The sequence below is a fragment of the Mixta sp. BE291 genome (genome assembly GCF_031457955.1).
GTDB lineage: Bacteria > Pseudomonadota > Gammaproteobacteria > Enterobacterales > Enterobacteriaceae > Mixta.
Map to the genome: position 1 here is coordinate 235,358 of NZ_JAVDXN010000005.1, position 13,077 is coordinate 248,434.

Here is a 13,077-nt window from a genome sequence, read left to right on the forward strand (position 1 = left end):
TTTAACCCTGCAGGACAATTTTTTGTGCGATTGTTTAGCCAGTTAAGTTGGTATTTTCTTCGTGAGTGGCGGCGCTATCTTGGCGCGGTTTCTCTGTTAATCGTGATTGCGGTTTTGCAGCTGCTGCCGCCTAAAATCGTTGGCATCATTGTGGATGGCGTAACGCTGCATAGCCTGAGCGCGGGCTCCATCATGATGTGGATCGGCATTATGCTGGTGACCGCGTTGGTGGTTTATCTGCTGCGCTACGTCTGGCGCGTGCTGCTGTTCGGTGCCTCTTATCAGCTGGCGGTCGAGCTGCGGGAAGATTTTTATCGCCAGCTGAGTCGACAGCATCCGGAATTTTATTTGCGTCACCGCACCGGCGATCTTATCGCGCGCGCGACAAATGATGTCGATCGCGTGGTGTTTGCCGCCGGTGAAGGGGTGCTGACGCTGGTGGATTCGCTGGTAATGGGCTGCGCGGTGCTGATTGTGATGAGTACGCAAATCAGCTGGCAGCTTACGCTGCTGGCGCTGGTGCCGATGCCCGTTATGGCGCTGATGATTAAGCGCTATGGCACGCAGCTGCATCAGCGGTTCAAGCATGCGCAGGCGGCGTTCTCCTCGCTTAACGATCAGGCGCAGGAAAGCCTGACCAGTATCCGCATGGTGAAAGCGTTTGGTCTGGAAGATCATCAGTCGCGCCAGTTTGCGACGATAGCGGCCGATGCCGGTGAGAAAAATTTACGCGTGGCGCGCGTGGATGCCCGTTTCGATCCCACTATCTATATTGCGATTGGTTTATCCAATCTGCTGGCGATCGGCGGCGGCAGCTGGTTAGTGTGGCATCAGCAGATGACGCTGGGCCAGTTAACCAGTTTCGTGATGTATCTGGGCCTGATGATTTGGCCGATGCTGGCGCTGGCGTGGATGTTTAACATTGTTGAGCGCGGCAGCGCCGCCTGGAGCCGAATCCGTTCGCTGTTGTCAGAAGCGCCAGCGGTAACGGATGGCACTAAAGTCCTGCCGGAAGGGCGGGGCGTGCTACAGGTGGCGATCCGTGAGTTCAGCTATCCGGGCAACGCAAAACCGGCGTTAAAAAACCTTAACTTTAATCTCAAGCCCGGTCAGATGTTGGGGCTGTGCGGCCCAACCGGTGCTGGCAAAAGTACGCTGCTGAGCCTGATTCAGCGCCATTTCGATATTTCCCAGGGGGATATTCGTTATCACGCTATCCCGCTGACGCAGTTGCGTATTGATAGCTGGCGTGGACGGCTGGCGGTGGTGAACCAAACACCGTTTCTGTTCTCCGATACCGTCGCGAATAATATTGCGCTGGGCCGCCCCGGAGCCAGCCGCGATGAGATCGAGCGTGCGGCGCAGCTGGCAAGCGTGCATGAAGATATCCTGCGTTTGCCGCAGGGCTATGAAACCGAAGTAGGTGAACGTGGCGTGATGCTCTCCGGCGGGCAGAAACAGCGTATCTCTATCGCCCGCGCGCTGTTACTGAATGCGGAGATTCTGATTCTGGATGACGCGCTCTCGGCGGTAGACGGGCGCACCGAGCATCAAATTTTGCATAACCTACGCCACTGGGGCCAGGGACGTACGGTGATTATTAGCGCCCATCGTCTGTCAGCATTAACTGAGGCCAGCGAAATACTGGTTATGCAGCAGGGGGTAGTGGCGCAGCGCGGCGACCATAATGCGCTGTTACAGCAGGCGGGCTGGTATAGCGATATGTATCGCTATCAACAGCTGGAAGCGGCATTAGATGAGGATGAAGCGGGCAGCAACGAGGAGAAGCAGCATGGCTGATAACAAAAAACTTTGGCCAACGCTGAAAAGGTTGCTCTCCTATGGCAAACCCTGGCGCAAAGCGCTCTCAATGGCGGTGCTAATGCTGTGGGCCGCGGCTGCGGCTGAAGTGCTGGGCCCGGTGCTGATTGGCTATTTTATCGATAATCTGATTGCTAAGCACCATATGCCGATTGCCCTGGCGGTTGGCCTGGCGAGCGCGTTTATTCTGCTGCAGGCGCTGGCGGCGCTGCTGCATTACTGGCAGGCGCTGCTGTTTAACCAGGCGGCGGTGGGCGTGGTTCAGCGCCTGCGCTCCGATGTTATGGATGCGGCTCTGCGTCAGCCTCTCAGCGCCTTCGATCAGCAGCCGGTAGGGCAGATTATTTCGCGCGTCACCAACGATACCGAAGTGATCAAAGATCTCTGGGTTACGGTAGTGGCGACCGTATTGCGCAGCGCCGCGCTGATTGGCGCCATGCTGGTCGCTATGTTTAGTCTGGACTGGCAGATGGCGCTGGTGGCCGTGGTGATTTTCCCGCTGGTGATAACGGTGATGCTGATTTATCAGCGTTACAGTACGCCGATTGTGCGGCGGGTTCGCAGCTATCTGGCTGATATCAATAATGGCTTTAATGAAGTCATTAACGGCATGAGCGTTATCCAGCAGTTCCGTCAGCAGGCGCGTTTTGGCGAGCGGATAGGGGAGGCGAGTCGCTCACACTATCTGGCGCGTATGGAGACTCTGCGGCTGGATGGTTTTCTGCTGCGTCCGTTGCTAAGCCTGTTTTCCGCCGCCATTTTATGCGGGCTGTTGATGCTGTTTAGTTTCTCCTCGGTGGGCGTATTTGAGGTCGGCGTGCTGTACGCCTTCATCAGCTATCTGGGGCGCTTAAATGAACCGTTGATTGAGTTAACGACGCAGCAATCGATGCTGCAGCAGGCGATCGTCGCTGGCGAACGCATTTTTGAATTAATGGATGCGCCGCGTCAGCATTACGGCCAGCAAGCTCAGCCGTTACAAAGCGGCCGCATCGATATCGACCATCTTAGCTTTGCCTATCGCGAAGGGCGCAATGTGCTGGAGGATATTTCACTGCAGGTTCCTTCACGCAGCTTTGTTGCGCTGGTCGGCCATACCGGCAGCGGCAAAAGTACGCTTGCCAGTCTGCTAATGGGCTATTACCCGGTGACGCACGGGCGTATCTGTCTGGATGGACGCCCGCTGGAAACCTTCAGCCATCAGGCGTTGCGTCAGAGCGTGGCGATGGTGCAGCAGGATCCGGTGGTGCTGGCAGACAGCTTTTTTGCCAATGTTACCCTGGGGCGGGATATCAGCGAGCAGGCGGTATGGGCGGCGCTGGAAGCGGTGCAGCTGGCGGCGCTGGCGCGCGGCCTGACGGACGGCATCCATACGCGCCTGAATGAGCAGGGCAATAATCTCTCGGTCGGGCAGAAGCAGCTGCTGGCGCTGGCGCGCGTGCTGGTGGCTGAGCCGCAAATCCTGATTCTGGATGAGGCGACGGCCAATATCGATTCCGGCACCGAGCAGGCGATTCAGCGCGCCCTGCAGGAAGTGAGAAAGAAAACCACGCTGGTGGTGATTGCTCATCGTCTCTCAACCATTACCGAAGCCGATACGATTTTAGTGCTGCACCGCGGGCAGGCCGTTGAGCGCGGCACGCACTTTCAGCTGCTGGCGCAGCAGGGACGTTACTGGCAGATGTATCAATTGCAGCAGGCGGGCAGTGAACTGACTGCGGGCATTGCCGAAGGGACCTGACGCGTTTTGCACCTTTTTCAGGCGCGATTGTCAGCCTCTTCCCTGTCAGTGCACATCATCAGGTTATAACGCACCATCAAGGTGCGTTTTTTCTTACTCCAGACCTGCGCCTGGCTGCTTAACGGGCATTTTTACCCTCACCGCGCGCTTTCCCCACGCTGTTTTCACTTTCCGACATAGCTGGCACAGCCTTTGCTTTACTCCTGTCAGGTCAGATGCCTGACCAACCTGATCAAGTAAGGGGAGCGTATGAAGCTGGTTACCGTAGTCATCAAGCCATTCAAGCTGGAAGATGTGCGCGAAGCGCTCTCTTCTATCGGCATCCAGGGCCTGACCGTCACAGAGGTAAAAGGATTTGGCCGACAAAAAGGCCATGCCGAACTCTATCGTGGCGCTGAATATAGCGTCAATTTTTTGCCGAAGGTCAAAATCGATATCGCCATCGCTGACGATCAACTGGATGAAGTGGTTGATGTTATCAGCAAGGCGGCCTACACCGGCAAAATTGGCGACGGTAAAATTTTTGTTGCTGAGCTACAGCGCGTTATCCGTATTCGCACCGGTGAAACTGACGAAGCCGCTCTGTAAGCCGGATTCTGGGTATTGTGATGGGATGGAATAAAATGAATAAATTAATGACCAAAGGCCTTGCTGGCCTGGCGCTGTTACCATCGCTGGCGATGGCGGCACCTGCCGTTGCGGATAAGGCGGATAACGCCTTTATGATGATTTGCACCGCGCTGGTGCTGTTTATGACGATTCCTGGGATTGCGCTGTTTTACGGCGGCCTGATCCGTGCTAAAAACGTGCTTTCCCTGCTGACGCAGGTGTCCGTTACCTTCGCCATGGTTTGCGTGATCTGGGTGCTGTATGGCTATTCGCTGGCGTTTAGCGAAGGTAACGACTTCTTTGGCGGCCTGAACTGGCTGATGCTGAAGAACATCAGCCTGACGGATCTGAGCGGCACCTTCTATCAATATATTCATGTGGTGTTCCAGGCTTCTTTTGCCTGTATTACCGTTGGGCTGATTGTTGGCTCCATCGCCGAGCGCATCCGCTTTTCCGCCGTTCTGATCTTTGTGGCAATCTGGCTGACGCTGGCTTACCTGCCTATTGCGCACATGGTCTGGGCGGGCGGTTTCCTGGCGCAGGATGGCGCGCTGGATTTTGCTGGCGGAACCGTGGTGCATATTAACGCTGCCGTTGCCGGTCTGGTGGGCGCTTATCTGGTAGGGAAACGCGCAGGCTTTGGCAAAGAAGCGTTTAAACCGCACAATCTGCCGATGGTGTTTACCGGCACGGCCATCCTTTACGTGGGCTGGTTTGGCTTTAACGCAGGCTCTGCGGCGGCGGCAAACGAAATTGCGGCGCTGGCCTTCCTGAATACCGTGGTAGCGACGGCGGGTGCGGTGCTGTCATGGACCTTCGGCGAATGGGCGCTGCGTGGCAAGCCCTCGTTGCTTGGCGCCAGCTCCGGTTTTATCGCAGGTCTGGTGGCAATTACGCCTGCCTGCGGCTACGTTGGCCCTGGCGGCGCGCTGATGATTGGCTTGATCGGCGGCCTGGGCGGCCTGTGGGGCGTTACGGTGCTGAAAAAATGGCTGCGCGTTGACGATCCCTGCGACGTATTTGGCGTACATGGCGTTTGCGGCATTATCGGCTGTATTCTGACCGGCGTTTTTGCCTCTTCGTCGCTGGGCGGCGTCGGCTATGCCGAGGGCGTCACCATGGGACATCAAATTTGGGTACAGCTCCTGAGCGTTGTGTTAACCATCGCCTGGACCGGCGTGGTCGCTTTTATCGGTTTCAAAGTTGCGGATATGCTGGTGGGGCTGCGCGTGCCGGAAGAGCAGGAGCGCGAAGGGCTTGATGTTAATAGCCACGGCGAGAACGCCTATAATCAGTAAATGGCGCTAAGCAGAAGCACAGGACGATGCCTGGCATCGTCCTTTTTTGCCTTAACTGCGTTGCCGCATAACGCCTTCCTGTACGGTGGACGCCACCAAGACACCTTCCTGGGTATAAAACTCGCCACGAACAAAGCCACGCGCGCCTGAGGCGGACGTGCTTTCCACACTGTATAACAGCCACTGGTTTAAATTGATGGCGCGATGAAACCACATCGAGTGATCGATTGTGGCTACCTGCATGCCCGGCTCAAGAAAACCTTTGCCATGCGGCTGAAGCGCCACCGGAAGAAAGTTGAGGTCGGAAGCGTAGCCCAGCAAATATTGGTGGACAGAGGCGTCATCAGGCATCGCACCATTGGCGCGTAGCCACACCTGGCGCGTCGGCGCGTCAACGTGGCCTTTTAACGGGTTATGGAAGGTGACCGGACGAATATCGAATGGTTTCTCAGCAAGGAATTTCGCGCGGACTTTCTCCGGGATCATGGCGGCCAGCTGTTGGGCAATTTCCGTTTCGCTGGGTAAGCCTTCCGGGCCTGGGACTTCAGGCATCGGCTTTTGATGTTCAAAACCGGGCTCCGGCGCCTGGAAAGAGGCAGTCATATAGAAAATAGGCTGGCCGTTTTGGATGGCGGCAACGCGGCGGGCGCTAAAACTGTGACCATCACGCAGCGTTTCGACATCGTAAATAATCGCTTTCTGGCTGTCGCCGGGCCGTAAAAAGTAGCTATGAAAAGAGTGAATATTACGTTCGACAGGCACGGTTTGCTTGGCAGCATGCAGAGCCTGGCCAACGACCTGACCACCAAATACCTGGCGCAGGCCCAAATCTTCGCTTTGGCCGCGAAACAGGCCCTCTTCTAGTTTTTCCAGCTGCAACAACGTAACTAAGTTTTTTAAAGCCTGGCTCATAAGCGGTTCCTCGATAACGTTACCGGTTTAGTTTGCGAGATCCGACCAGCGCCTGCAACTCTGCCAGACGCTAAAGGTTCAGTTAATAAAAATGAACGCCGCCACTGCCAGGCAAAAAAGCGGATCCTGTGCCAGAATTAAGCACATACAGCGTCTTATAGCTGTTTCGGCCAATTTGTCGCCGACACGACATTGATCAGAAGGAGAGGTTATCAATGAAATTCTGGCATGTAATGAGCGGAGCAGCGCTGGCCGTTGCCCTTGCAGGTTGTGCAGATAAAAGTGCAAATATTCCCGTTCCAACGCCGGGCGCAGAGTTATCAGGAAAACCGGTTATTGCCCAGCCAAACGTGAGCGGTTCCATTTATATTCAACAGAAAGTCGCATTGCCGCCCGATGCCGCCTTGACGGTTACGCTGTCAGACGCCTCGCTAGCTAACGCCCCGGCCAAAGTGCTGGCGCAGCGTGTGGTGTTGACCGAAGGCAAGCAGGCGCCTTTCCACTTCACCTTGCCATTTAACCCAGCCGATATTCAGCCTGACGCGCGGATTCTGTTAAGTGCTGCGATCACGCTGGATAATAAGGTCATTTTTATGACCGAGTCGGTTAAACCGGCAATTAATGATGGCGGGAAGAAGATTGATTTAACGCTGGTGCCTGCAACGTCGGTTGCCATGCCGACCCAAAGCGGCGCAGCGACGACCGTGCCGGCAACCTCGCCAACGCAGGTCACGCCATCCTCATCGGTACCGGCACCAACCAGTTATTAAAGACGTTTATCAGGCCAGCGTTGCTGGCCTTTACCACTGCCAACGATAGCGCGCCAAATCCACCTGCCCATCGTCACTTATTTCAATGCCTTCCGCTTCCAGCGCATCACGCTGGCGTAATAAATCATCACCCTGCAGCGAGATATGCCCATGACGATTGATAATACGATACCAGGGGAGGCGGCTCTCTGCGGGCAACCGCCTCAACACGCCGCCAACCTGACGCGCTGCTCGCGGCGAGCCAGCCAGTCGTGCTACGTCGCCATAGGTGGCAACCGTTCCGCAGGGAATAGCGGCGATGACCTGAATCACACGCTGTGTGAAAGAATCGTTTTCCATGGCGGCTCCTTTATGTTTGCGCATTATCGTCGCAAAAAGCAGCGTCAGAAGGAATGGTTGAGCAAGATAAAACCGTCGCGCAGGAAAATGAGTAAATAAAATGCGGGATTGTTTAATAAAACAACGGTTGCGGGCGTGCGGCTTGCATTTACCCCATGCATCATTGATAATGCCCCCGCTCTGTAACGGAGCGCGTCAATGGGGGCCCTGTTGGTTCTCCCGCAACGCTAACTTGTGAACTCGGTCAGGTCCGGAAGGAAGCAGCCGCAGCAGGTAACGCGTGTGCCGGGATGTAGCTGGCAGGGCCCCCACCATTTTTACCCACCCCGCCATTTATTATTTCCTTAACGTACATACTTCCATACAGATACAGGCACTTTATCGTATAGCTTGTTCATGGTTAATTCAGCCAAACGATGATCGGCCGCGGAATAAAAAACAGCCAGTTCATCATCCGGTAATTCATATTTATTCTTTTCAATAACACGCTCAAGTGTGTCAATTGATCGGCAACGTCTTAAACGCATCAGATAGTCAGTTTTGGTCATAATTTTTTCTGTCATGGTTAAACCATAATAAATGAACGGTTGCTAAAACGAATGGCTAGGCTGTAAAGGAAGCTGAGCACACTCTTCTGCGAAAAGGTTAAACAAACGCCTGGCGGAACGCTGCCAACGTTGCAAATCCTGAACATTAATGCCGTAATTACTGAAAAGCATAAAGGTATCATCAAGATAATCATCAATTTGAACAATGAGTGACTCATCTTCAGCATGCTTTATTTTATAATTCATCGTGAATGAAGCAATATGTTCAATCAGATCATTAAGCTGTAAATTAGAAGCAGACGTAGGATCATTGACCCAGCCGTGATGGCTGTCGCCCAACGTTGCCATACTTTCGTCGTACAGATTCTCACACAAGAAATTCAATTGGGCAATATCATGCCGTTTCGGTGAGTATTCGTCCATCTTTTTTCCCTCCATACATCGACCATTGTCTGCATGCTAAACAGCGAAAAAAGCACTGTACTTCAGGGTTAATATTAAGATTCGTTAGTTAAACAGACAAGGTAAATATAACGTAAGCTTGCTCTTTTCAGATAAGGTATGAGTAAAGTTATAGTTCATCGGCGGTTGAAGGGCGTGCATTATGAATAAAGTCAAACGCCAGCGCGCCAGCAATTACCTCGAATTCAACGCTTTCCCGCTGGGTTTCCGTCTGATTAATGTCAAGGCACGGATTGAATACATTCCAGTCATACTGATAGTACAATTTATATCTGGCATTACTCACTGGCTCTACAGAAATAACGTTAATCGATCCTGGAACGAATAGCGCATTTTGCGAATACCATTGCAGATCGCCAATCAGCAATTTTTCTATTTTGGGAATATTCTGTAGAATGATACTTTCTAATTTTAGCGGGTTTCTATCATCTTGCAAAATATCACACGGGATAATTTTTCGCACTTTACCTCCGCAGCGTTGACTAAAACTTAAGATAATAATGAGATTAAGCGCCCCAGAAGGCAAGTCAGGTTAATTAAAGATGGGCCTAATTTCCTGCAAAACAATGTCACGCTTTCCTCTACTTTAGTCTAGCGTGCGTAAAGTTAGTGCGTTGAATTTACTCTATTTAGCTGAAAAATCGTGGGTAGATAATCTGATTCACCGACATAAAAGGATACAATTTTTTTACGGTAAGGCCGCAGGCAACGCCAGCGTGCTCTATTACACCTGAAAAAATTGGGGGTTTAAAGGAGGTAACAAGACAAGTTTATATCAGGCCAGCGGAATTGCCAGCCTGCAATGTGTTTAACGTTTTTTCTTTCTGCCCTGAACGGCTTTAAAGCGTGGGTTGCTTTTGCAAATGACATATACGCGACCGTGTCGACGTACTACCTTACAATCTTTATGGCGTGACTTAGCCGCGCGCAATGAACTTAAAACTTTCATAGCCTCTTCGTTCCTTAATCATGCTTACCAAAAAAACGGCCATAACGTTGGTTGAAGCGCGCTGAGCTGCCTTCACGGCTGTAATCTTTCTGCTTGCCCGTATAGTGAGGATGAGAAGCAGACGACACATCTAACGCCACGTAAGGGAAAGTCTCACCATCAATCTCAATCGTGCGATCGGTTTGGATCGTCGAGCCGATTCTAAAATAGTGATTGATGCTGGTATCGTGGAACACGACGGTACGGTAATGCGGATGGATACCCGGTTTCATAATGCCTCCTTCTTGATATGTTATATCATAACAATTTCCATAGTATGCGCCTTTCATTGGGGTTATGCAATGGACGAAATAGTGGCGAAGAGATCAGGCCGAAACCTGTCTGAGATAACACGAAAGGGAAGGGCTAACACGCTGACAACGGGCAAAAAAAGAGGCCACCGAAGTGGCCTCTGCATAACGTATGACGTTAATTAGTGTTGATGCTCTACTGGATGGCCTTCTTCCAGCTCTTCTTTATTCTTGCTGAAGCGACGACGCACCACAACAAAGAACACCGGCACAAAGAAGATCGCCAGAACGGTAGCGGTAACCATACCACCCATTACGCCAGTACCTACCGCGTTCTGTGCGCCAGAACCTGCGCCAGTACTGATAGCCAACGGCAGCACGCCGAGAATAAACGCCAGAGAGGTCATCAGGATAGGACGCAGACGCATACGGGTTGCTTCCAGCGTTGCCTCTATCAATCCTTTGCCTTCTTTCTCCATCAGATCTTTGGCGAACTCGACAATCAGGATGGCGTTTTTCGCCGACAGCCCCACCGTGGTCAACAGGCCGACCACAAAGTAGACGTCGTTACTCAGGCCGCGCAGCGTGGTAAAGATCAGGGCACCAATAACCCCTAACGGCACCACCAGCATAACGGCGAAAGGGACTGACCAGCTCTCATAGAGCGCCGCCAGACACAGGAACACCACAATCAGCGAGATGGCATAGAGCGCAGGCGCCTGGTTACCGGAGAGACGTTCCTGATAGGACATGCCAGTCCAGTCATAGCCAATGCCCTGCGGCAACTGCGACGCAAGCTCTTCCATCATCGCCATCGCATCGCCCGAACTGCGGCCCGGCGCTGGCTGACCCAGAATCTCCATGGATGGCAGGCCGTTATAGCGCTCCAGACGCGGCGAACCATATTGCCACTGCGCCGAAGAGAAGGCTGAGAAAGGCACCATTTCGCCATTCGAGGCGCGTACATACCATTTATTAATGTCGTCCGGCAGCATACGTGAGTTGGCTTTACCCATCACATACACTTTTTTCACACGGCCACGATCGATAAAGTCGTTAACGTACGAGCCACCCCAGGCGGCACCCAGCGTGGTGTTGATATCGGAAATGGAGACGCCCAGCGCCTGAGCCTTTTCCTGATCAACCGTCAGCTTGTACTGCGGCGTATCTTCCAGACCGTTAGGGCGTACGCCGACTAACGTATCAGGATGCTGTGCCACCATGCCCAGCAGCTGATTACGCGCCTGCATCAGCTTGTCATGTCCCAGGTTAGCCTGATCGATCAGCTCAAAGTCGAAGCCGGTTGCGTTACCCAGTTCGATAATGGCTGGCAGGTTAAACGGAATGACCATGGCATCTTTAATCGCGCCCAGCGCCTGCATGGCGCGACCGGCAATAGCGGGCACCTTGTTTTCTTCACCGCCGCGTTCTTCCCACGGTTTCAGGCTGACGAAGGCGATACCGGTGTTCTGTCCACGACCGGCAAAGCCGAAGCCGTTAACCGTAAAGACCGACTGAACGTTAGCTTTCTCTTTGGTCAGATAATAGTCAGAAACCTGATCCAGCACCTTCTGCGTACGCTCCTGTGTGGCACCGGCAGGCAGCTGAGCCTGGGTCAACAGCAGGCCCTGGTCCTCTTCCGGCAGGAACGAGGTCGGCAGACGCATAAACAGCACCGCCATACCGATCACAATCAGCAAGTAGAGCAGCAGATAACGACCGGTACTGCGCACGATATGCCCGACGCTATCCACATAGTGGTTAGTGCTGTTATCAAACAGGCGGTTAAACCAGCCGAAGAAACCGGTGGTTTTACCATGTTCGCCTTTTTTGATCGGTTTCAGCATGGTGGCGCAAAGCGCAGGGGTCAGAATCAACGCGACGATAACCGACAGCACCATTGCCGACACAATCGTAATGGAGAACTGACGATAGATAACCCCGGTCGAGCCGCCGAAGAAGGCCATGGGAATAAATACGGCGGAAAGAACCAGCGCAATACCGACCAGCGCGCCCTGGATCTGCCCCATCGATTTACGCGTCGCCTCTTTTGGCGACAGCCCTTCCTCAGCCATCACGCGCTCAACGTTTTCCACCACCACGATGGCATCATCCACCAACAGGCCGATAGCCAACACCATCCCGAACATCGTCAGGGTGTTTATCGAGTAGCCGAACGCGTTAATAATGGCGAAAGTGCCTAACAGCACCACCGGCACGGCGATCGTTGGGATCAGCGTGGCGCGGAAGTTTTGCAGGAACAAGTACATCACCAGGAACACCAGCACGATGGCTTCAAACAGCGTTTTTACTACCTCAAAGATTGAGATCTTAACAAACGGCGTGGTGTCGTAAGGGTAAACCACCTTCAGCCCGGCAGGGAAAGTGGGGGAGAGGCGCGACAGCTCGGCTTTTACCGCATCGGCCGTATCCAGCGCGTTAGCGCCGGTTGCCAGCTTAATACCGAGACCGGAAGCAGGCTGACCGTTAAAGCGCGCGATGATTTCATAGTTTTCACCGCCCAGTTCAATGGTTGCCACGTCACGCAGACGCACCTGTGAGCCATCCGGATTCACTTTCAGTAAAATTTTACCGAACTCTTCCGTCGAGGTCAGACGCGTTTGCGCGATGATCGACGCATTCAGCTGTTGGCCTTTCACCGGCGGCGTACCGCCTAACTGACCGGCCGCCACCTGGGCGTTCTGCGTAGAAATCGCGTTGACCACGTCAACCGGCGTCAGCTGATAGTTATTCAGCTTATGCGGGTCCATCCAGATACGCATAGCGTACTGCGCACCGAACAGCTGCGTGTCGCCCACGCCGGTGGTACGGCTGATCGGGTCTTTGATGTTGGAAGAGACAAAATCCGCAATATCATTCTGCGTCATGCTGCCATCTTCACTCACAAAGCCCGCTACCATCAGGAAGCTGCTGGAGGATTTTTCAACCTGAATCCCCTGTTGCTGCACTTCCTGCGGCAGCAGCGGCATCGCCAGCTGCAATTTGTTCTGCACCTGTACCTGCGCGATATCCGCATCCGTACCGGACTGGAAAGAGAGGGTAAGCTGCAACGAGCCGGATGAATCGCTATTGGAGGACATATACATCAGTCCATCAATACCGTTCATGTTCTGCTCAATAACCTGGGTTACTGAGTCCTGCAACGTTTTCGCATCCGCCCCTGGATAGTTTGCGCTAATCTGTACCGCTACGGGAGCAACGTTGGGATATTGCTCAATCGGCAGCTTAAGAATCGATAGCGCACCCGCCAACATGATAATGATGGCGATTACCCACGCAAATATGGGGCGATCGATAAAGAACTTAGCCATGTATCA

General features: G+C 53.3%; 13 protein-coding genes and 1 other RNA gene. 6 read left to right on the forward strand and 8 right to left on the reverse strand.

Annotated elements, in window-relative coordinates; translation table 11 throughout:
- The first annotated feature begins 24 nt into the window (after positions 1 to 24).
- The 4 genes from J2X14_RS13635 (at position 25) to amtB (ending at position 5,469) form a co-directional block, all read left to right on the forward strand.
- On the forward strand, positions 25 to 1,800 hold the full coding sequence (locus J2X14_RS13635) for a SmdA family multidrug ABC transporter permease/ATP-binding protein (protein WP_352411732.1): 1,776 nt from the start codon (positions 25 to 27) through the stop codon (positions 1,798 to 1,800).
- Positions 1,793 to 3,562: a SmdB family multidrug efflux ABC transporter permease/ATP-binding protein gene (locus tag J2X14_RS13640; protein WP_352411733.1), complete on the forward strand. Its 1,770-nt coding sequence runs from the start codon at positions 1,793 to 1,795 to the stop codon at positions 3,560 to 3,562. Before J2X14_RS13635 ends, J2X14_RS13640 begins: the two co-directional genes overlap by 8 nt.
- Positions 3,563 to 3,811: 249 nt before the next feature.
- The gene (glnK, locus tag J2X14_RS13645; RefSeq protein WP_007886947.1) at positions 3,812 to 4,150 is read left to right on the forward strand and encodes a P-II family nitrogen regulator; all 339 of its coding nucleotides are present in this window, start codon (positions 3,812 to 3,814) and stop codon (positions 4,148 to 4,150) included.
- A 35-nt stretch (positions 4,151 to 4,185) separates the two neighbouring features.
- Positions 4,186 to 5,469 (forward strand): ammonium transporter AmtB, encoded by a 1,284-nt coding sequence (gene amtB, locus J2X14_RS13650; protein ID WP_352411734.1) that lies wholly within the window; start codon positions 4,186 to 4,188, stop codon positions 5,467 to 5,469.
- Positions 5,470 to 5,520: 51 nt separating this feature from the next.
- On the opposite strand, the gene tesB is transcribed toward amtB, so the two are convergent.
- Positions 5,521 to 6,381, reverse strand: a complete 861-nt coding sequence (tesB, locus tag J2X14_RS13655) for an acyl-CoA thioesterase II (protein WP_352411735.1) — start codon at positions 6,379 to 6,381, stop codon at positions 5,521 to 5,523.
- 215 nt (positions 6,382 to 6,596) lie between these two features.
- On the opposite strand from tesB, the gene J2X14_RS13660 reads away from it, so the two are divergent.
- Complete coding sequence (locus J2X14_RS13660; RefSeq protein ID WP_352411736.1) at positions 6,597 to 7,151, forward strand: YbaY family lipoprotein; 555 nt, start codon at positions 6,597 to 6,599, stop codon at positions 7,149 to 7,151.
- Between the two features lie 30 nt (positions 7,152 to 7,181).
- Here J2X14_RS13660 and J2X14_RS13665 read toward each other — a convergent pair whose 3' ends face one another.
- Positions 7,182 to 7,490 (reverse strand): MGMT family protein, encoded by a 309-nt coding sequence (locus tag J2X14_RS13665; protein ID WP_352411737.1) that lies wholly within the window; start codon positions 7,488 to 7,490, stop codon positions 7,182 to 7,184.
- Positions 7,491 to 7,698: 208 nt separating this feature from the next.
- Between J2X14_RS13665 and ffs the strand changes: the two genes are divergently transcribed.
- An RNA gene (ffs, locus tag J2X14_RS13670) (signal recognition particle sRNA small type) lies at positions 7,699 to 7,795 on the forward strand.
- A 39-nt stretch (positions 7,796 to 7,834) separates the two neighbouring features.
- Here the strand turns inward: ffs and J2X14_RS13675 are convergent.
- From J2X14_RS13675 to J2X14_RS13700, 6 genes are all read right to left on the reverse strand, one after another.
- Complete coding sequence (locus tag J2X14_RS13675; protein ID WP_071883698.1) at positions 7,835 to 8,053, reverse strand: HHA domain-containing protein; 219 nt, start codon at positions 8,051 to 8,053, stop codon at positions 7,835 to 7,837.
- 27 nt (positions 8,054 to 8,080) lie between these two features.
- Positions 8,081 to 8,461, reverse strand: coding sequence for an Hha toxicity modulator TomB (tomB, locus tag J2X14_RS13680; protein ID WP_352411738.1), 381 nt, complete (start codon positions 8,459 to 8,461; stop codon positions 8,081 to 8,083).
- A gap of 148 nt (positions 8,462 to 8,609) precedes the next feature.
- Positions 8,610 to 8,963 carry a hypothetical protein gene (locus J2X14_RS13685; protein WP_352411739.1) on the reverse strand — a complete coding sequence of 118 codons (354 nt, stop codon included), beginning with the start codon at positions 8,961 to 8,963 and terminating at the stop codon, positions 8,610 to 8,612.
- Positions 8,964 to 9,308: 345 nt separating this feature from the next.
- Positions 9,309 to 9,449 carry a type B 50S ribosomal protein L36 gene (gene ykgO, locus J2X14_RS13690; protein WP_352411740.1) on the reverse strand — a complete coding sequence of 47 codons (141 nt, stop codon included), beginning with the start codon at positions 9,447 to 9,449 and terminating at the stop codon, positions 9,309 to 9,311.
- Between the two features lie 14 nt (positions 9,450 to 9,463).
- Entirely contained in the window at positions 9,464 to 9,721 is a 258-nt protein-coding gene (locus J2X14_RS13695; RefSeq protein ID WP_352411741.1) for a type B 50S ribosomal protein L31, read from the reverse strand.
- A gap of 200 nt (positions 9,722 to 9,921) precedes the next feature.
- Positions 9,922 to 13,071: an efflux RND transporter permease subunit gene (locus J2X14_RS13700; protein ID WP_352411742.1), complete on the reverse strand. Its 3,150-nt coding sequence runs from the start codon at positions 13,069 to 13,071 to the stop codon at positions 9,922 to 9,924.
- Positions 13,072 to 13,077 lie beyond the last annotated feature (6 nt).

What these genes read in the sequence shown, in the direction of transcription:
- J2X14_RS13675 (WP_071883698.1), bottom strand. Translation starts at nt 8,053, where the DNA reads ATGACAGAAAAAATTATGACCAAAACTGACTATCTGATGCGTTTAAGA.
- J2X14_RS13700 (WP_352411742.1), bottom strand. Translation starts at nt 13,071, where the DNA reads ATGGCTAAGTTCTTTATCGATCGCCCCATATTTGCGTGGGTAATCGCC.
- tesB (WP_352411735.1), bottom strand. Translation starts at nt 6,381, where the DNA reads ATGAGCCAGGCTTTAAAAAACTTAGTTACGTTGTTGCAGCTGGAAAAA.
- J2X14_RS13660 (WP_352411736.1), top strand. Translation starts at nt 6,597, where the DNA reads ATGAAATTCTGGCATGTAATGAGCGGAGCAGCGCTGGCCGTTGCCCTT.
- J2X14_RS13665 (WP_352411737.1), bottom strand. Translation starts at nt 7,490, where the DNA reads ATGGAAAACGATTCTTTCACACAGCGTGTGATTCAGGTCATCGCCGCT.
- ykgO (WP_352411740.1), bottom strand. Translation starts at nt 9,449, where the DNA reads ATGAAAGTTTTAAGTTCATTGCGCGCGGCTAAGTCACGCCATAAAGAT.
- J2X14_RS13695 (WP_352411741.1), bottom strand. Translation starts at nt 9,721, where the DNA reads ATGAAACCGGGTATCCATCCGCATTACCGTACCGTCGTGTTCCACGAT.
- tomB (WP_352411738.1), bottom strand. Translation starts at nt 8,461, where the DNA reads ATGGACGAATACTCACCGAAACGGCATGATATTGCCCAATTGAATTTC.
- amtB (WP_352411734.1), top strand. Translation starts at nt 4,186, where the DNA reads ATGAATAAATTAATGACCAAAGGCCTTGCTGGCCTGGCGCTGTTACCA.
- J2X14_RS13640 (WP_352411733.1), top strand. Translation starts at nt 1,793, where the DNA reads ATGGCTGATAACAAAAAACTTTGGCCAACGCTGAAAAGGTTGCTCTCC.
- glnK (WP_007886947.1), top strand. Translation starts at nt 3,812, where the DNA reads ATGAAGCTGGTTACCGTAGTCATCAAGCCATTCAAGCTGGAAGATGTG.